The sequence below is a fragment of the Halovivax sp. genome (assembly GCA_007119345.1).
In the GTDB taxonomy this organism is placed as follows: Archaea; Halobacteriota; Halobacteria; order Halobacteriales; family Natrialbaceae; genus Halovivax.
The window spans coordinates 1-18,178 of sequence record SKPV01000092.1; the positions used below are offsets into that span (position 1 = coordinate 1).

14 protein-coding genes are annotated in these 18,178 nt (G+C 66.6%); 10 read left to right on the top strand and 4 right to left on the bottom strand.

Annotated elements, in window-relative coordinates; genetic code table 11:
• A partial coding sequence (locus QZT59_RS06325; RefSeq protein WP_290812947.1) for an ABC transporter substrate-binding protein occupies window positions 1–787 on the bottom strand: 787 nt, incomplete at its 3' end.
• Window positions 788–1,019: 232 nt separating this feature from the next.
• Between QZT59_RS06325 and QZT59_RS06330 the strand changes: the two genes are divergently transcribed.
• The 9 genes from QZT59_RS06330 to QZT59_RS06370 all read left to right on the top strand — a co-directional run bounded on the left by QZT59_RS06330 (window position 1,020) and on the right by QZT59_RS06370 (window position 13,189).
• The gene (locus tag QZT59_RS06330) at window positions 1,020–2,393 is read left to right on the top strand and encodes a sodium-dependent transporter (protein WP_290812950.1); all 1,374 of its coding nucleotides are present in this window, start codon (window positions 1,020–1,022) and stop codon (window positions 2,391–2,393) included.
• Between the two features lie 316 nt (window positions 2,394–2,709).
• Window positions 2,710–4,254 carry an acyl-CoA carboxylase subunit beta gene (locus QZT59_RS06335; protein ID WP_290812984.1) on the top strand — a complete coding sequence of 515 codons (1,545 nt, stop codon included), beginning with the start codon at window positions 2,710–2,712 and terminating at the stop codon, window positions 4,252–4,254.
• Window position 4,255: 1 nt separating this feature from the next.
• Window positions 4,256–4,633: a hypothetical protein gene (locus tag QZT59_RS06340; protein ID WP_290812952.1), complete on the top strand. Its 378-nt coding sequence runs from the start codon at window positions 4,256–4,258 to the stop codon at window positions 4,631–4,633.
• Window positions 4,634–4,877: 244 nt separating this feature from the next.
• Window positions 4,878–6,719: an acetyl-CoA carboxylase biotin carboxylase subunit gene (locus QZT59_RS06345; RefSeq protein ID WP_290812955.1), complete on the top strand. Its 1,842-nt coding sequence runs from the start codon at window positions 4,878–4,880 to the stop codon at window positions 6,717–6,719.
• Window positions 6,720–7,067: 348 nt separating this feature from the next.
• Window positions 7,068–7,334 (top strand): hypothetical protein, encoded by a 267-nt coding sequence (locus tag QZT59_RS06350; protein ID WP_290812957.1) that lies wholly within the window; start codon window positions 7,068–7,070, stop codon window positions 7,332–7,334.
• A gap of 703 nt (window positions 7,335–8,037) precedes the next feature.
• Entirely contained in the window at window positions 8,038–9,105 is a 1,068-nt protein-coding gene (locus QZT59_RS06355) for a glucose 1-dehydrogenase (protein WP_290812961.1), read from the top strand.
• A complete protein-coding gene (gene gfcR / locus QZT59_RS06360; RefSeq protein ID WP_290812963.1) occupies window positions 9,102–9,740 on the top strand; it encodes a transcriptional regulator GfcR in 639 nt (212 codons plus the stop codon). The genes QZT59_RS06355 and gfcR overlap by 4 nt, the downstream gene beginning before the upstream one ends.
• A gap of 274 nt (window positions 9,741–10,014) precedes the next feature.
• Window positions 10,015–11,253 carry a mandelate racemase/muconate lactonizing enzyme family protein gene (locus QZT59_RS06365; RefSeq protein WP_290812966.1) on the top strand — a complete coding sequence of 413 codons (1,239 nt, stop codon included), beginning with the start codon at window positions 10,015–10,017 and terminating at the stop codon, window positions 11,251–11,253.
• Between the two features lie 163 nt (window positions 11,254–11,416).
• Window positions 11,417–13,189, top strand: coding sequence for a glycoside hydrolase family 13 protein (locus QZT59_RS06370; RefSeq protein ID WP_290812969.1), 1,773 nt, complete (start codon window positions 11,417–11,419; stop codon window positions 13,187–13,189).
• Between the two features lie 245 nt (window positions 13,190–13,434).
• Here the strand turns inward: QZT59_RS06370 and QZT59_RS06375 are convergent, their stop codons facing one another.
• From QZT59_RS06375 to QZT59_RS06385, 3 genes are read right to left on the bottom strand one after another with little or no spacing between them, the layout of a single operon-like run.
• Window positions 13,435–14,406: a sugar ABC transporter permease gene (locus QZT59_RS06375; protein WP_290812972.1), complete on the bottom strand. Its 972-nt coding sequence runs from the start codon at window positions 14,404–14,406 to the stop codon at window positions 13,435–13,437.
• Window positions 14,403–15,431: a carbohydrate ABC transporter permease gene (locus QZT59_RS06380; RefSeq protein WP_290812975.1), complete on the bottom strand. Its 1,029-nt coding sequence runs from the start codon at window positions 15,429–15,431 to the stop codon at window positions 14,403–14,405. Before QZT59_RS06380 ends, QZT59_RS06375 begins: the two co-directional genes overlap by 4 nt.
• 9 nt (window positions 15,432–15,440) lie before the next feature.
• Complete coding sequence (locus tag QZT59_RS06385; RefSeq protein ID WP_343195727.1) at window positions 15,441–16,658, bottom strand: substrate-binding domain-containing protein; 1,218 nt, start codon at window positions 16,656–16,658, stop codon at window positions 15,441–15,443.
• A gap of 271 nt (window positions 16,659–16,929) precedes the next feature.
• On the opposite strand from QZT59_RS06385, the gene QZT59_RS06390 reads away from it, so the two are divergent.
• Window positions 16,930–18,069 carry an ABC transporter ATP-binding protein gene (locus QZT59_RS06390; protein ID WP_290812981.1) on the top strand — a complete coding sequence of 380 codons (1,140 nt, stop codon included), beginning with the start codon at window positions 16,930–16,932 and terminating at the stop codon, window positions 18,067–18,069.
• Window positions 18,070–18,178: the final 109 nt, after the last annotated feature.

Below are 18,178 nucleotides of genomic sequence, written 5' to 3' on the forward strand. Positions count from 1 at the left end.
AGAAGTCCCGGAAGATCTGGATGCCGCTGACGGGGAACGCCACCAGCATGAGGAAGTCGGGATCGTCGCCGAGGGCGCTCTCGAGTTCGGACGTGTACGACGACTGTTCCGGTTCGAACGGAACTTGTTCGATGACCTCGCCGCCGAGCTCCTCGAAGCCGTTCGTGAACTCGCCGGCGAGGGCCTGGCCGTACGCGTCGTTCGTGTGCATCGCGGCCGCCGTCTCCCAGCCTTCGTCCTCGAAGGCGACCTCGGCCATCACGTTGCCCTGCAGCGCGTCGCTCGGCGCGGTCCGAAGGACGTAATTGCCGTCGAGCTCGGTGATCTCGGGTGCGGTACTCGCCGGCGAGATCATCACGACCTGTTCGGGGATCGCGACGCTCTGGGCCACCGGGATCGTCACGTCGGAAGCGGCGGCGCCGGTGAACGACGGATAGCCGCCCGCCACGAGGTCCTCGGCCCGGGCGATTCCCGCCTCGGACTCCGTCTGACTGTCCTCGCGCTGGACGTCGACGGTGACCGGACTCCCCTCGTCCGCCAGTTGACGGGCCGGGAGCTCCGCGGCGTCCGCGATCGGCGTCCCGAGTTCGCCGAGGTCGCCGGTTTCCGGTTGCAAAATGCCGTGCATTACGTCCCGCTCGTCCGGGTCGGTCCCAGGTCCGTCGGGTGCGTCGTCGTCAACGTCGTCGCCGACGGCGTCGTCGCCGCCGAGACAGCCGGCCATCGTCAGCGCACCCGCCGCACCGATTCCACCGAGCACCCTTCGTCTGCGTAGCTTCCGTGCCATGGGATATCTTATTGCGGTCTATTATAAAGTACTTATGCGAAAAACTCGAACGGCCGGATATATATTATAACGATAGTATCGACAGATCATATTCGAGCCCTTATCCCCCGGTCGCGGCGCGGTCGGCGTCGGAACGACCGATCACTCCGGTGCTGAGACGGTCGAAGCCACGACGAATTGCGCTATCGTACGCTCCTATTTACCTTATCGGTGCTGATGGACCGAGCGACCAATGGCGACCGGCGACATCGTTCGCGAGCAGTGGGCGACCAGGTTCGGCTTCATCCTGGCCGCCGTCGGTAGCGCCGTCGGGCTCGGGAATATCTGGCGGTTCCCGTTCCAGGTGGGTCAGGAAGGGGGCTCGGCATTTCTGCTCATGTACTTCTTTTTCATCCTGCTCATCGGGCTGCCAGCGATGCTGGTGGAGTTCACGGTCGGCCGTCGGACGGCGTTGAGCCCCATCGGAGCGTTGCGCGAGGTCGGCGGTGGGGCGTGGAAGTACGTCGGCGCACTGTTCGTCCTGATCGGCTTCGTCATCCTCTCGTACTACAGCGTCGTCGCCGGTTGGGTACTCCGATACTTCGTCGGGAGCTTCACCGGCGCCTACATGGACGAACCGGGCGAGTACTTCCTCGACATCGCGACCGGACTTGACGCGGTCCTGTTCCACGCCGCATTCCTGGCGATCACCGTCGGAATCGTCGCCTTCGGCATCCAGCGCGGGATCGAGCTCGCGGTCAAGCTGATGGTGCCCGCGATCATCGCGATCATGCTCGGGCTGGCGATCTACGCCGCGACCCTGGCCGAGGTCGGCGAAGCCTACTCCTACTACCTCTCGCCGGACGTCGAAGTGCTGCAGGACGACTGGCGGTCGATCGTCCCCGCCGCGGCCGGCCAGGCGTTTTTCACCCTCTCGCTCGGGATGGGCGTGATGATCACCTACGCCTCCTACCTCGGCGAAGATCGCAACCTCGCGGAGGACTCGGGGGTGATCATCGCGTTCGACACCGGGATCGCGTTCCTGACGGGGCTCATCGTCTTCCCGATCCTGTTCGCCGCCGGGATCGGCGCGGCTGATCCGGGCGCCGGCGCCATCTTCGTCGCCCTCGCGGGCGCGTTCGCCGAGATCCAGGGCGGGACGATCATCGGCATCCTGTTCTTCGGGATGTTCGCGGTCGCCGCGCTCTCCTCGGCGATCAGCCTCCTCGAGGTCGTCGTCTCGAACGTGATCGACGAGTACGGTATCGACCGATCGACCGCCGCGACGGCGATCGGCGGCGGAATCTTCCTGCTCGGCGTGCCGGTGGCCCTCTTCGCGGATGCCAACAACGAGCCGATCATGGTCGACCTCTACGACATCCTCGCCGCGGAGATCCTGCTGGTCACCGGCGGCATCCTGCTGATGATCCTCGTCGGCTGGATCTACGCCGAACAGGCGCTCGACGAACTCCGAAAGGGGATCGGGGATCTCGGCGCGCTCGGCGAGGTCTGGATCTGGATGGTTCGCGTCCCGGTGATCGTGGTGCTGATCGTCTCGCTGTACCTGGCGGTCACCGGCTACTGGGCGTTCCTGACGACCGACTTCGCCGACTTCCTCGGGATGTAGGCGGTAGCCATCGACGACTCGCGCGGGCGCTCCGAGTCGCGTTCGCGCTCGACGGGAGCGGACGAGGTGACTCGCGTAGTTGACGCGGCAACTCGCGGAGTGGACGCCGCGATTCGTGAAGCGAGGGCGGCGACTCGTGACGCTGGTGCGGTTACCGGAGACCGCCCAGGTGGGCTGGAAACCGGCTCGCGATCGCCCTTCGATCGGTGCGTCGGCCAACCGCCGTTGGGCAGAATTGCTTCGTTGCAGAACGTTTTTTGGCGCGGTAGTCGTTCGTTCCGATTATGACTCGCCAGGGGAGGGCGCACCCATGACGATGGAAGAGCGGATCGAGGAGCTGGAGGAGTTGCGAGCGGAGGCGCTCGTCGGCGGCGGCGAGGAGCGCATCGAGCGCCAGCACGAGAAGGGGAAGATGACCGCGCGCGAGCGGATCGACTACTTCCTCGACGACGGCACGTTCACGGAGTTCGACCAGCTGCGCACCCACCAGACCAACCAGTTCGGGATGGAAGAGCGCAAGATCCCGGGCGACGGCGTCGTGACGGGGTACGGCGAGGTCGACGGACGGACGGTGTTCGTGTTCGCCCACGATTTCACCGTCTTCGGCGGCTCCCTCGGCGAGGTGTTCGCCGAGAAGGTCTGCAAGGTGATGGACCAGGCGATGGAGGTCGGCGCGCCGGTCGTCGGCCTCAACGACTCCGCCGGTGCGCGCATTCAGGAGGGCGTGAAGTCGCTGGCCGGCTTCACCGAGATCTTCCGACGAAACCAGGAGGCCAGCGGGGTGATTCCACAGATCTCGGCCATCATGGGGCCGTGCGCGGGCGGCGCGGTCTACTCTCCGTCCATCACCGACTTCATCTTCATGGTCCGGGAGACGAGCCACATGTACATTACGGGCCCCGGGGTGACCAAGACCGTCACCGGCGAGGACGTCACGCACGAAGAGCTCGGCGGCGCGTCGACGCACGCCGGCAAGACCGGGGTCGCGGAGTTCGCCTGCGACTCCGAGGAACGGGCGCTCGACGACATCAAGCGGCTGCTCTCGTACTTGCCGTCGAACAACGTCGAGGACCCGCCGCGGGTCGATCCGTGGGACGACCCCGACCGCCGCGACGATGCGCTCGAGGACATCGTTCCGCCGAGTCCCCAGAAGCCCTACGACATGACGGACGTCATCGGGTCGGTCGTCGACGAGGGCTCGTACTTCGAGGTGGCCGAGAACTTCGCCCAGAACATCGTCGTCGGCTTCGCCCGCCTCGACGGTCGCTCCGTCGGGATCGTCGCCAACCAGCCCCGGGTCAACGCCGGAACCCTCACCGTCGACGCGTCGATGAAGGGTTCGCGGTTCGTCCGCTTTTGTGACGCGTTCAACGTCCCGATCGTCACGTTCGTCGACGTGCCAGGCTACATGCCCGGCACCGACCAGGAGCACCGCGGCATCATCCGCCACGGCGCGAAGCTCCTCTACGCCTACGCCGAGGCGACGGTTCCGCTGCTGACGGTCGTCACCCGCAAGGCCTACGGCGGCGCCTACTGCGTGATGGCCTCGAAGAACCTCGGCGCGGACATCAACTACGCCTGGCCGACCGCGGAGATCGCCGTCATGGGTCCCCAGGGCGCCGTGAACATCCTCTATCGCAAGGAGCTCGCGGAGGCCGAGAACCCGGACGAACTCCGCGACGAGCTCATCGAGGAGTACCGAGAGGAGTTCGCCAACCCCTACACGGCGACGGACAAGGGCTTCCTCGACGACGTCATCCTCCCGACCGAAACCCGACCGCGACTGATCGACGACCTCGAGATGCTGGAGACGAAGCGCGAGGACAATCCGGACAAGAAACACGGCAACATCCCGCTCTGAGATGGCGGGCGAAGATCGCGACCGGACGGACGAGACGCCCGAGCCCGACGGCGGCGTCGCGACCGAGCGCGCCGGGAGCGCCGGCGATCGCGAGCGCGCCGACGTCCCTGACGAACTCCTTCCCGCCGACGCCACCCTCCTCGTCCCCGAGGACGCGACCGAGGAGGAGGCGGCCGCCATCGTCGTCGCCATCGGCGCCCACATTCGGGATCGAGAACTCGCCGCCGCGGCGGCCGCGGCCGAGGCGGAAGAGCGCTGGGAAGGCAACCGCTGGACGTTCGCCGGTCGGGTCCGCGCCCAGCAACGACGGTTCGCGCGAGTGCCGACGACCGCGCCGACCGATCCGTGGACGGCCGCCGGGCGGACGGACCGGTTCTGAGGGGTGGACGGCCGCCGGACGGACGGACCGGTTCTGAGGGGTGGACGGCCGCCGGACGGACGGACCGGTTCTGAGGGGTGGACGGCCGCCGGACGGACGGACCGGTTCTGAGGGCGGACGGTCCGCACGTCGCGACCGACCCGACCCTGCGCGCTCGCCGCTCCGTCAATGCGCCCCGACGCTCGGGTTGACGGCACCGGTTGCGAAAAAGTAAGGTAGCCCCTCGCTGACGCTTACACCAGGAATGTTCCGGAAGGTTCTCGTGGCGAACCGCGGAGAGATCGCCGTCCGCGTGGTGCGGGCGTGCGAGGAGTTGAACGTCGGGACCGTCGCCGTGTACTCGGACGCCGACAAGAACTCGGGTCACGTCCGCCACGCCGACGAGGCGTACAACGTGGGACCGGCGCGTGCGGCCGACTCGTACCTCGATCACGACGCCGTCATCGAGGCCGCCCGAAAGGCCGACGCGGACGCGATTCATCCGGGGTACGGCTTCCTCGCGGAGAACGCGTCCTTCGCCCGGAACGTCGAGGAGGCCGAGGGAATCACCTGGATCGGCCCGTCGAGCGACGCCATGGAGTCGCTGGGAGAGAAGACGAAGGCCCGGAAGATCATGGCCGAGGCGGACGTCCCGATCGTCCCGGGGACGACGGACCCCGTGACCGAACCCGAGGAGATCACCGACTTCGCCGACGAGCACGGCTACCCGGTCGCGATCAAGGCCGAAGGGGGCGGCGGCGGACGCGGGATGAAGGTCGTCGAGGCCGAGAGCGAAGTCGAAGCGCAACTCGAGAGCGCCCGGCGGGAAGGTGAGGCCTACTTCGACAACGACTCGGTCTACCTCGAGCGGTACCTGGAGAACCCGCGCCACATCGAGGTCCAGATCGTCGCCGACGAGCACGGCAACGTCCGCCACCTCGGCGAGCGGGACTGTTCGCTACAGCGCCGACACCAGAAGGTCATCGAGGAGGGACCGTCGCCGGCGCTGACCGACGAGCTCCGGGAGAAGATCGGCGAAGCCGCTCGCCGCGGCGTCGCGGCGGCCGACTACACCAACGCTGGAACCGTCGAGTTCCTCGTCGAGGAGGACCTCGATCGGGACGGTCTCCTCGACCCGGACGCGAACTTCTACTTCCTCGAGGTGAACACGCGGATCCAGGTCGAGCACTGCGTCACCGAGGAGATCACCGGTCTGGATATCGTCAAGCGCCAGATCCGGGTCGCCGCCGGCGAGGAACTGGACTTCGCACAGGACGACGTCGAGATCGACGGCCACGCGATGGAGTTCCGGATCAACGCCGAGAACGCGGCGAAGGACTTCCAGCCCGCGACCGGCGGGAAGCTGACCACGTACGACCCGCCCGGCGGACTCGGCGTCAGACTCGACGACGCGCTGCGCCAGGGCGACGAACTCGTCACCGACTACGACTCGATGATCGCGAAGCTGATCGTCTGGGGCGAGGATCGCGAGGAGTGCATCGAACGGTCGCTCCGGGCGCTCCGGGAGTACGAGATCGAGGGCATCACGACGATCATTCCGTTCCACCGGCTGATGCTCTCCGACGAGCGATTCGTCGAGGGGACCCACACGACGAAGTACCTCGACGAGGAGCTGGACAGGAGTCGGATCGAACAGGCCCAGGACCAGTGGGGCCCAGCCGACGGGGCCGCGACCGCCGCGGACGACGAGGAGGTCGTCGAGCGGGAGTTCACCGTCGAGGTCAACGGCAAGCGCTTCGAGGTCGAACTCGAAGAACGGGGCGCGCCCGCCATCCCGACGGGCCAGGGCGCTTCGGCGTCCGGGTCGTCCGGCCCGCAACACCGCTCCGCGGCCGACGAACCCGACGACGCCGCCGCGGCGGCCGCCGGCGACGGCGAGTCGGTCACCGCCGAGATGCAGGGGACGATCCTCTCGATCGAAGTCGCGGAAGGCGACGAGGTCTCTCCCGGCGACGTCGTGGTGGTCCTCGAGGCGATGAAGATGGAAAACGACATCGTCGCTTCGGCGGGCGGGACGGTGAGCGAGATTCCCATCAGCGAAGGCGAGAGCGTCGACATGGGCGACACGCTGGTCGTTCTGGAGTGACGGCGACCGTCGCGTCACCGCTCCGCGCTATCGAAGACGTGCGGTTCGAACGCGAGTGATCCGACCTTCGGGTTACCGGCACCGTTTCGTCGACTGTCGGCCGGCCCCCGAGCGACGTCGGCTTGCGCCCCGCCACATCCGCTCGCAGACGCGACTGGATCGCCGGGGACGTCGGCCTGCGCGTCACCGCATCCGTTCGTAAACGCGACCGGATCGCGAGCGACCGGCTCGCTTCGCCCGGCACCTTCCCCTGGCGGTAGGCCGCTGTGAGAGGACGGCTCGCCGCGGCGGAGCTCGCGAACGTGTTCGCCGTGAACTACTGGTCGGATCCGACGAAAGTCCCGACCGATGGCGGCCGACCGCACCGCGACGTCACTACGCACCCGTGATCGACGGTCCGCAGACACCGACGAGCGCCGCGTCTCCGAGATCGAGCGCGAGGCGGTCACGACCGCGCTCGGTCGTCTGGACGCGACCGGCGACGTGACCGACCGCCAGCGAGCGGCCGTGGAGGCGCTGGCCGGCAACGTCGTCGCGACGCTCGCACCGGCCGCCATCGAAACCGTCCGGACAGCCCGTCCGGACGCCGAGCACCGATCGTCGGATCAGTCCTGACCTGGTGGCATTCGAGCCCGGCGACGTCAGCATCCGAGTTCCGGCTGATCGCCGGGGTCGTTTTGAGGCGCCGTGGCGCAGTCGGCCGCGTCGGGGTGTCGGCCCCCAATCGACACCACGTGGACGAGTGAACCGCGCTGCCGTCGTTTCGACGCGTGGTTTCCGTCGCCACTCGCAATCGGTGATCGATCTCGGATTTTGAACTGCAAACGGAGCGCATGTAGCGACGTCTCTCGGACGAATATCGGTTGGCACCCATCTACCGAGCGCCGATCAGCGGTACATCGCGTCGGGACCCGAGCCACGCCACACCGACTCCCAAAGCACATTGCAAGTTGGTTTATTATTTTAGCGGTGATGGAGCGAACCGATTTCGACAAATCGAATTCGGTCTGATCGGGTCCGGTGTTTGTTTCATAGTGCTTCCGACGCTCTTCGGGGTGCACAGCGCCGATCGGGGCCCGTTCGATCTCGATCTGAGATGCGTACGCGGTTCCGGAACGGTCGATTCGACGAACTGGCGGTCCACCGACCCGATCGGGATTCAATTTTTCACGCGCAATTCATCTCGTCCGGTACGGGTTTTGACGGGCCGGTTTTGAGTCGTCCGTGGACGCGCGAACGCGTGAGCCGACGGGACGCCCACTCTGACAGTTTACACGGATATGAATAAATTTTTATCCCTCCCTGACGTCGGAGACCCATGAAGGTCATCGCAGTCGAGCCGGGGGCGGGCGATCCCGTCATCGAGGAGCGTCCCAGGCCCGATCCGGGACCGGGCGAGGTGCTGGTTCGGACGCTCCGGGTCGGCGTGGACGGAACCGATCACGAGGTCGTCGCGGGGGTTCACGGCGAACCGCCGGCGGGTCGGACGTCGATGGTGCTGGGTCACGAGGCGGTCGGGGTCGTCGAGGACGCGAACGGGACGGATCTCGCGGAAGGGGCCGTCGTCGTCCCGACCGTTCGCCGGCCGGCCGCCGAAGCGACGAGCCACTTCGAGCGCGGCGAGGCGGACATGGCGCCCGAGGGCACCTACGTCGAGCGCGGCATCGTGGGCGCGGACGGGTTCATGGCGGAGTACTTCACGAGCGCGCCGGAGTACCTCGTCGAGATCCCCGAGGAACTCGCGTCGCTCGGCTTCCTGGTGGAGCCGATCAGCATCACCGAGAAGGCGATCGAGCACGCCTACGCCGCCCGGTCGGCGTTCGAGTGGGCGCCGGAGTCGGCGCTCGTGCTCGGGAACGGGAGCCTCGGTCTGTTGACCCTGGCGATGCTCGAAACCGTCTACGACTACGACCGCACCTACTGCCTGGGGCGGCGCGATCGGCCGGATCCCTCGATCGATCTCGTCGAGTCGCTGGGCTCGACGTACGTCGACTCCCGGGAGACACCGGTCCCCGAAATTCCGGCGGTTCACGAGCCCGCGGACCTGATCTACGAGGCGACGGGGTACGCGCGCCACGCCTTCGAGGCGATCGACGCGCTCGCGCCCAACGGGGTCGCCGCCCTGCTCGGCGTCCCCGACGACTGGTCGTTCGACGTCGAGGGCGGCCGCCTCCACCGGGAGCTGGTGCTCTCGAACAAGGCGCTCGTCGGCAGCGTCAACTCGAACCGCCGGCACTTCGAAACCGCCGTCGGGACGCTCGCCGAACTCCCGGAGACGTTCGTCGACGCCCTCGTCACGGGGGTCTTCGACCTCGAGGACGCCGAGCGAGCGTTTGCGGACGACGACACGACTATTAAAACGGCGGTCGAATTCGCCGATACATGAAGAACGTCGACGACCTCATCGAGAGCGCGGCCGAGCTCGCGAGTCGCGGTCTCTCGAAGGGCGAGATCGCGGACGAACTGAACGTCTCCCGGGACACGGCCAGCTGGCTCGTCGAACGCAGCGACGCCGCCGCGGAGCCGACCGACGTCTCGGCGCCGACCGGCGGCCCTCAGGACATCCACGTCGACTGGTCCGCCATCGGTCGGGACTCGAAACGGATGGGCGCGATCGCGGAGGCGATGGCCGACATGCTCGCGAAACACGGCGAAGGCGTCGACCTCACCGTCGGCATCGAGAAGGCCGGCGGGCCGATCGCCGCCCTGATCGCCCGCGAACTCGAGACCGATCTCGCGACGTACACCCCCGCGAAACACCAGTGGGAGGAAGGCGACATCGAGGAGCTCGGCGGCACGTTCAGCCGAAACTTCGCGGGCATCCGCGACCGCGAGTGCTACGTCGTCGACGACACGATCACGAGCGGAACGACGATGCGAGAGACCATCGAGGCGATTCGCGCGGACGGGGGCGAGCCGCTGGCTTGCGTCGTGCTCGCCGACAAACAGGGCGTCGAAGAGCTCGACGGCGTGCCGGTCTACTCGCTGTTGCAGGTCATCAGCGTCGGGCAGAAGGAGTAGCCCGCGGCGACGACGTCCGACGGTCGTACGCGCGTCGATCGGTTCCGGCCGGTTGGGTCGGCCACGGTGTCGATCGATTCCGATCGGTTGGGTCGGCCACGGTGTCGATCGGTTCCGGCCGGTCAGGTCGGCCACGGTGTCGAGCGGTTCCGGCCGACTCGGGCCGCCACGGTGGCGATCGGTTTCGAGCTCGTCGCTCCGGCGAACCGTCGGCGACCGGACCGGTCGGCAGTGAAGAATAAACGTTACTACCGTACGAGTAATTAATTGGGTCATGGGAGTCGACTACGCGGAGTTACACGATCCGAACGCGGAGTACACGATGCGCGATCTCTCCGCCGAGACGATGAACGTCACCCGGGAGCGCGGCGGGGGACGCGACGTCGAGATCACGGACGTCCAGACGACGATGGTGGACGGGAACTTCCCGTGGACGCTCGTGCGGATCTACACCGACGCCGGAATCGTCGGTACCGGCGAGGCCTACTGGGGCGCAGGGGCGCCCGAACTGATCGAGCGAATGACGCCGTTCCTGCGAGGGGAGAACCCGCTGGACGTCGATCGACTCACCGAGCACCTGACCCAGAAGATGTCCGGTGAGGGCTCGATCGGCGGCGTGACGGTCACCGCCGTCTCGGGGATCGAGGTCGCGCTGCACGATCTGGCGGGCAAGATTCTCGACCTCCCGGCCTACCAGTTGATGGGCGGGAAGTACCGCGACGAGGTTCGCGTCTACTGTGACTGCCACACCGAGGAGGAGGCGGACCCGATCGCCTGCGCCGAGGAGGCAGAACGCGTCGTGGAAGAACTGGGCTACGACGCCCTGAAGTTCGACCTGGACGTCCCCTCGGGCCACGAGAAAGACCGCGCGAATCGCCACCTGCGCGAGCCGGAGATCGACCACAAAGTGAGCATCGTCGAGGCCGTCACGGACGCGGTCGGCTCCCGCGCGGACGTCGCTTTCGACTGTCACTGGTCGTTCTCCGGGGGCAGCGCGAAGCGGCTCGCGAAGGCCCTCGAACCGTACGACGTCTGGTGGCTGGAGGATCCGGTTCCGCCGGAGAACCACGACGTGCAGCGCGAAGTCACGCAGTCGACGACCACGCCGATCGCCGCCGGCGAGAACGTCTACCGCAAGCACGGCCAGCGTCGCCTCATCGAGAACCAGGCGGTCGACATCATCGCGCCGGACATGCCCAAGGTGGGCGGCATGCGCGAGACGGCGAAGATCGCCGACAAGGCAGACATGTACTACATGCCCGTCGCGATGCACAACGTCTCCTCGCCGGTCGCCACCGTGGCGAGCGCGCACGTCGGCGCGGCCATCCCGAACGCGCTGGCCGTCGAGTACCACTCCTACGAGCTCGGCTGGTGGGCGGACCTCGTCGAGGAACCGGTCATCCGGGACGGCTACATCGAGATTCCCGAGGAGCCGGGACTCGGCGTAACGCTCGATTTGGACGCCGTCGCGGCGCACATGGTCGAGGGCGAGGAGCTCTTCGACGAGGAGTGAGCGCCCGGCTCGGCCGGCGGTGCCGTCGCCCGTCGTCCAAAAGAGAATTCACCGTCGAGTTCACATTCGTTCTCGACGACCGAACCGACACGCCGGTCCGGACGGATCGACTCCGGACGGACCGCGAGCCGGAGAGACCGCGAACCCACCACAGGAGACGTCAATGACCATCAGCCGAGAAGCCGTTCACCACCGACCGAAGAGCGAGTACGCGTACGCGCTCGACGAATCGACCGTCCACGTCAGGCTGCGGACGAAACGCGACGACGTCGGCCGCTGCCGGCTGCTCCACGGGGACAAGTACGACTGGCCGGCCAGCAAGGAGTTCGCCCCGATGCGGCGCGTGCACGCCGACGAGCGCTTCGACTACTGGCAGGTCGCGGTCGAACCCGAGTACCGCAGGCTGTGTTACGCGTTCCTGCTCGAGGACGACGACGAGGGCCTGTGGTGGACGGAGGAGGGCTTCGAGTCGCGATCCGAGACCGAGTTACCGACCGCCGGGACGGACTACCCCCGCGGGTACTTCGAGTACCCGTACGTCCACCCCGTCGACGTCCCGGAGACGCCGGAGTGGGTCGCCGACGCCGTCTTCTACCAGATCTTCCCCGAGCGGTTCGCGAAGGGCGATCCGGCGCGCGATCCGGACGACGTCGAGGAGTGGGGCGGGACGCCGACCCGGGATAACTTCTTCGGGGGCGATCTCCGGGGGATCGTCGAGAAGCTCGACTACCTCGAGGAGCTGGGCGTGACGGCGCTGTACCTGACGCCGATCTTCGAGTCGCCGTCGAACCACAAGTACAACACGACCGACTACAAGCGAATCGACCCCCACTTCGGCGACGAGGAGGCGCTCCGGGAGCTGGTCGAGAGCGCCCACGACCGGGGGATCCGGGTGATGCTCGACGCCGTCTTCAACCACTGCGGTCGCTCCTTCGAGCCCTTCCAGGACGTCGTGGACAACGGCGCCGACTCCCCGTACGCGGACTGGTTCCACGTCCGCGAGTTCCCGATCGAGTTCGAGCCGCGGCCGAACTACGACGCCTTCGCCTTCGAGGCGTACATGCCGAAGCTGAACACCGCGAACCCGGAGGTCGAGGAGTACCTCCTCGAGGTGGCCGCGTACTGGATCGAGGAGTTCGACGTCGACGGGTGGCGCCTGGACGTGGCCAACGAGGTCGACCACGAGTTCTGGCGCGAGCTGCGCCGGGAGGTGAAGGCGACCAAACCCGAGGCGTACATCCTCGGGGAGATCTGGCACGACTCGCGGCCGTGGCTGCAGGGCGACCAGTTCGACGCCGTGATGAACTACCCGTTCACGGATGCCGTCCACGCCTTTCTCACCGAGAAGTCGATCGACGCGACCGGCTTCGCCGACCGCGTCGGCGGCCAGCTCGTGCGCTACCCCGAGCAGGTCAATCGGGTGCTGTTCAACCTGCTGGGCAGCCACGACACGCCGCGGCTGTTGACACGGCTCGACGGCGACGCGGCCGCGTTCCGCCTGGCGCTGACGCTGCTGCTGACCTACCGCGGGACGCCGTGTCTCTACTACGGGGACGAGGTCGGCATGGAGGGCGGCGAAGATCCCGACTGCAGGCGTCCGATGATCTGGGACCGCGACGAACAGGACCGCGAGCTGCGAGGGTTCGTGCGCGATCTGATCGACCTCCGGACTGACGAGCGCGCGCTCCGGCGCGGCCGCCTGCGCTTCGATCGCGAGCAGTGCGACGGGGATAGACTCGTCTACCGGCGCGTCCTCCCGGAGGGCGAGGACGTCGTCGTCACACTCAACCGCGGGCGGGAGCCGGTGGCGGTCGAGCTCCCGGCCGACGAGGCCGGCGACCGCGAACTACTGCTGGGGGTCGGCGACGGCGAGGTCCGCCCGCCGACCGACGGGACGGTGGAGCTTCCGCCGACGTCGGCCGGGATCTGGCGCTGAGTCGGCCGCCTGGAGCCGGCGGCCGAGCGCCCACCGGTCACCCTCTTCGGACCGCGTCGAACGTCGAGCGGGGTCCCAGCGACGCGGCCTGGATACCCGGTAGGGCGCGCACTGGGCTCGGGTCCTACCGGCCGGACGATCCGACGCGCTGACGGTCGGACGCTTGCGCTCCGTCGAACGGTCGGATTATCGGCCCAGGCGCGGCGTTCGCGAGCCGATCGAAACGCGCTCGGCGGTGAGCGAGCCTATCCTTCCATCCCGCCGAAGGACAGGCCGCTCTCGACGTACCGCTGGGCGAGGAAGTAGATGATAGCGACCGGCGCCGCGAACAGGATCGCGAACGCCGCGAACTCGGTCCACGGCGTCTCGTATCGACCGGCCGTCGCGAGTTGGTAGAGTTCGACGGAGAGCGTGTAGTTCTCCGGCCGCAGCATCGTCTGCGCGATGATGAACTCGTTCCAGCCCGCCAGCCAGAGGAAGATCAGGACGACCGCGAGCCCGGGCTTCGAGAGCGGGATGATGATCTCCCGGAGCGTGTCCCAGAGTCCGGCGCCGTCGACCACGGCGGCTTCCTCGTAGGAGACCGGGATGTTGTCCATGTAGGTCTTGAGCAGCCAGGTGTTGAACGGCACCGCGCCCGCGGCGTAGAACACGCCGAGCACGACGAGGTTGTTCGTGAGTCCGAAGTTCGAGAAGATGGCGTACAGGGCGATCAGCGCCGCGATGCCAAGCCCCGCGCCGACCTGCGTGAACAGGACGTACCCGTAGAGGATCTTCTTCCGCCCGACGAACTGCCTGCGGGAGAGCGCGTACGCGCCCGGCACGATCATCGCGAACCCGACGGTGATGGTGACCGTGACGACGATGAGGCTGTTGCCGAGCGCGTAAAAGAAGTCCGAGTCGGTGAGCACCCAGCGGTACGCGCCGAACCCGAACTCCGATCGACTCGGGAAGATGCCCTCGCTCGACATGAGCCGCGCGTCGGCGGCCAGCGAAGCGGCCAGGATCCAGTACAGCGGGAACAACAGCAGGATCACCATGAACACGGCGCCGACCGTCGCCCCCGCGCTCTTGGCCACGTCGGTTGCGGTTCGGTCCCCGTCGCGGACGTCCTCGATCGCGTACCGTACCGTCAGGTAGGCGCGGTAGGGGGCCGTGATCGCCGCCCGAAGGTCCGAGCGCACCTTCTTCCCGATCGAACGCAGCAGGCCCTTCATTCCTTGCTCACCCCCTCGGCGAGGTCACCGTACTTCACCGCGACCCACATGAAGGCCCCGATGAAGATGATCGCGGTGATCATGATGGCGGACGCGACGCCGTACTCCTGGAACGATATCGCCTCTCGGAAGCCGTAGACGAGGATCAGCTCGTTCTGTCTCGCCGGACCGCCCCGATTGAAGATCCACGGAATCAGGAACTGCTGGAACGACGCCGCCGCGGTGAGGATGGCCGCGAACAGCACCGGTCGCCTGATCGCCGGCAGCGTCACGTTGACGAACCGGTGGAAGTAGCCCGCGCCGTCGACCTTCGCCGCGTCGTGCAGTTCCCGGGGGACGTCCTGCAGGGCGCTCACGATGATGAGCACCATGAACGGGTACGCGAGCCAGACTTCGGTCACCACGTACGCGAAGAACGCCTCCCACCGGCCCCCCAGCCACGGGATCGGCCCGCTGACCAGCAGGATCTCGGGTGCCGTGACCGTGGTCCAGAAGGCTGCCGCGTCGAACGCTCCGGCGACCGATCTCACGAACCCGTTGTAGTAGGTCAGCAGGAATTCGTTCAAGACGCCGAAGCGAGCGCTCGAGAACATCCCCCGCCAGACCGTGATCGTGAAGATCGTCGGGAATCCCAGCGGGATGATAACGAGCGCGCGCATGTGCCGCTTGCCCCAGACGCGCGAGTGGTTCAACACGAGCGCGACGCCGATGGCGACGGCCACTTTGAGGACGAGCGAAACCGCTACGAACAACCACGTGATGCCCATCGACGTCCAGAACTGGGTGTCCGAGAGCAGTCGGACGTAGTTGTCCAACCCGACGAGCTCCGATCCGCCGCCGATGACCGTCCCCGCGTGAGTCGCGTCCGTCAGCGATATGTAGAAGAGGTAGAAGATGGGGTACAGCATGAAGGAAGCGAAGAGCACGATGCCGGGAACCACGAGCAACAGACCCCAGTCTCGTCGGGTGAACGGCGTGCCGGACAGGGCTTCCGTGATCTCGCTCGCGGTACGTGGGTAGGACATGGTTGCGGCTCAGGCCCAGGCGTCCCTGATCCTCTCGGCCGCATCCTCGAGCGCCTCGCGCGGATCCTGGTCCCCGTTGAACACGTTGATCAGCGCGTCCTCCGTCGGCTCCCAGACGTCGTCCATCTTCGGGTGGGCCGGCATCGGCGTCCCCATGTCGACGGTCTCGGCGAACATCTGCACCGCGGGGTCGATGTCGTCCGCTTCCGCGTGGTCGACGTGGACCGGAATCATTCCGTGTCGATCGGCGTTCGTGGTGACGACCTCTTCGGTCGTCGTGTACCACTCCGTCCAATCGAGGATGGCTTCGAATTCTTCCTCCGAGGCGTCGGAGAGTTCCGAACCGAAGTACCACATCTGCACGCCGGTGTACGGGTTCGGCTCGTTGCCCTCGATCGTCGGGAGGGTCGCGACGCCCACGTCGAGATTCTCCCGGAATCCGCCGAGTTCCCACGGGCCGTTGATCGCGAACGGGGCGTTCCCGTCGTTGAACACCGTAGTCTGGGCCTCGTATTCGGGATCCTCCGGGATGTACTCCCAGAAGATTTCGTCCAAGACTTCGAGTCCCTGGACGGTCTCGTCCAGTTCGTGACCGAGCTCGTCGGCCTCGGCATCGTAGAGGTAGCCGCCGAACGCGTGCAGCCACGCGCTACAGAAGTAGGAGTCGATGTTGTACGAGAGGCCGTACGTTCCGGCCTCCGGGTCGTGGTGTTCTTCCATGATCTCCTCCATCTCGGCGACCGTTTCCGGCGGCTCGTCCACCAGTTCCCGGTTGTAAAAGAGGGTTACGGTCTCCGAACCGAACGGGAGACCGTACACGCCGCCTTCCCAGGTAATCGCTTCTTGCGCCGCGCCGCTGTACGTGTCGAGGTCGACGGAGATGTCGTCGCTCCCGTCGTAGAGGATCTCCGGATCGTCGCGGACGGCGAACCGTCCGACCCAGTCGTGCGCCCATGCCCAGGTGTGGGGCGCGTCACCGGCTGGCGTCGCCGTTTCGATCTGTTCGTGCATGTCGCCGACGGACTCGTCGAGGAGCTCGTGGCCCGTCTCCTCCGCGAACTGCTCGATGAACCGCTCGAGGTCCTCCTCCTCGGCGCTGCTCGTGTCGTGCCAGAGACGCGCGCCCTCGTCTCCACCGCCCAAGATGCGTCCGAGACAGCCCGCGAACGTGGTTGCCGCTGCGATTCCACCCGCACCTTTGAGCAGTTGTCGTCGATCCACTGGCATAGTGAATATGTGATGAATAATAACTTCACCTATTTAGTCGTTTGGGTGGCGTTCCGTCTTCCGCGGATTTGCGTTCGTTCGACCTCAACGTTTTGGGCGATTTCGGGACTCACGCTCGGAACGTTTTGGGCGATTTCGGGACTCACGCTCGGAATATTCGGTTCGACCGTTCGGGCCTCGAGCCAGGCCCCAAAATCGATGACGAAATAATGCCTCCCAGATTCGATATCTGGGGAAAGAATTATGTGTACTTTCGACGCAGGACACACAAATGGCCGAGCTTCGAGTTGACAATCTTCGGAAAGAGTACGACAGGGGATCGGTGGTGGCGGTGGACGACCTCTCGCTGACCGTGGCCGACGGCGAGTTCGTCACCGTCGTCGGCCCGTCCGGTTGCGGGAAGACGACGACGCTCAGAATGCTGGCGGGACTCGAGGAGCCGACCGACGGGTCGATCGCCATCGGAGGAGAGGACGTCACGAACGTGCACGCGAAGAACCGGGACGTCGCGATGGTCTTCCAGAACTACGCGCTGTACCCGCACAAGACGGTCTTCGAGAACATGGAGTTCGGGCTCCGCATGAGCACGAACATGGGCAAAGGCGAGCGCGAGCGTCGCGTCGTCGAGGCGGCCGAGATGATGGACATCGAGGAGCTCCTCGAAGACAAGCCGGACCAGCTCTCGGGCGGGCAAAAACAGCGCGTCGCGCTCGGGCGCGCGATCGTCCGCGAGCCGGACGTCTTCCTCTTCGACGAGCCGCTGTCGAACCTGGACGCGAAGCTCCGCACGACGATGCGCGCCGAGATCCAGCGCCTGCAGGACGAACTCGGGATCACGGCCGTCTACGTCACCCACGACCAGGAGGAGGCGATGACGATGGGCGATCGAATGGTTATCCTGGAGGGCGGCGTCCTCCAGCAGGTCGGATCGCCCACGGAAGTGTACGCGAACCCCGTTAACCGCTTCGTGGCCGGGTTCGTCGGCTCGCCGTCGATGAACTTCGTCGAGGTCGACGTGAGTACCCCCGGGGAGGGACTCCGACTCACCGGCCCGCGGGGCGAATTCACGTTCGACCTCTCGCCGTCGTACGTCACTGGGAGCGCGAGGCATCTCCGCGCGGACCGGTACACGCTGGGCGTCCGGCCGGAGAACGTCTCCGTACTCGACGGGCCCGGGCCGAACGCGATCACGGGTACCGTGGAGGTCATCGAGCCGGTGGGCTCGGACAACTACCTGCACCTCGACGTCGCCGACGATTTCATCGCCCGCGTCGACTCCGACGTCTCGCCGGAGCCCGGCGAGACGGTCGCGATCGCGTTCGAGGAATCGAGCGTCCACCTGTTCGACCCCGAGACGGGCGTCGACGTGTTCAACGCGGAAATCGACGCGCCGTCGGCGAGCGCCGTCTGAGCGAACCGCGATCCGGCTGGCCACATCCTCACCCTTTCGTCGCCGTCCTCGCACGGAGGCTTCACCGATTTCGTCGCCGTCCTCGCACGGAGGCTTCACCGATTTCGTC

Coding starts and splice junctions, on each gene's coding strand:
- QZT59_RS06380 (WP_290812975.1), bottom strand. CDS start 15,431: ATGTCCTACCCACGTACCGCGAGCGAGATCACGGAAGCCCTGTCCGGC.
- gfcR (WP_290812963.1), top strand. CDS start 9,102: ATGAAGAACGTCGACGACCTCATCGAGAGCGCGGCCGAGCTCGCGAGT.
- QZT59_RS06390 (WP_290812981.1), top strand. CDS start 16,930: ATGGCCGAGCTTCGAGTTGACAATCTTCGGAAAGAGTACGACAGGGGA.
- QZT59_RS06340 (WP_290812952.1), top strand. CDS start 4,256: ATGGCGGGCGAAGATCGCGACCGGACGGACGAGACGCCCGAGCCCGAC.
- QZT59_RS06330 (WP_290812950.1), top strand. CDS start 1,020: ATGGCGACCGGCGACATCGTTCGCGAGCAGTGGGCGACCAGGTTCGGC.
- QZT59_RS06345 (WP_290812955.1), top strand. CDS start 4,878: ATGTTCCGGAAGGTTCTCGTGGCGAACCGCGGAGAGATCGCCGTCCGC.
- QZT59_RS06375 (WP_290812972.1), bottom strand. CDS start 14,406: ATGAAGGGCCTGCTGCGTTCGATCGGGAAGAAGGTGCGCTCGGACCTT.
- QZT59_RS06385 (WP_343195727.1), bottom strand. CDS start 16,658: ATGCCAGTGGATCGACGACAACTGCTCAAAGGTGCGGGTGGAATCGCA.
- QZT59_RS06335 (WP_290812984.1), top strand. CDS start 2,710: ATGGAAGAGCGGATCGAGGAGCTGGAGGAGTTGCGAGCGGAGGCGCTC.
- QZT59_RS06355 (WP_290812961.1), top strand. CDS start 8,038: ATGAAGGTCATCGCAGTCGAGCCGGGGGCGGGCGATCCCGTCATCGAG.
- QZT59_RS06370 (WP_290812969.1), top strand. CDS start 11,417: ATGACCATCAGCCGAGAAGCCGTTCACCACCGACCGAAGAGCGAGTAC.
- QZT59_RS06350 (WP_290812957.1), top strand. CDS start 7,068: ATGGCGGCCGACCGCACCGCGACGTCACTACGCACCCGTGATCGACGG.
- QZT59_RS06365 (WP_290812966.1), top strand. CDS start 10,015: ATGGGAGTCGACTACGCGGAGTTACACGATCCGAACGCGGAGTACACG.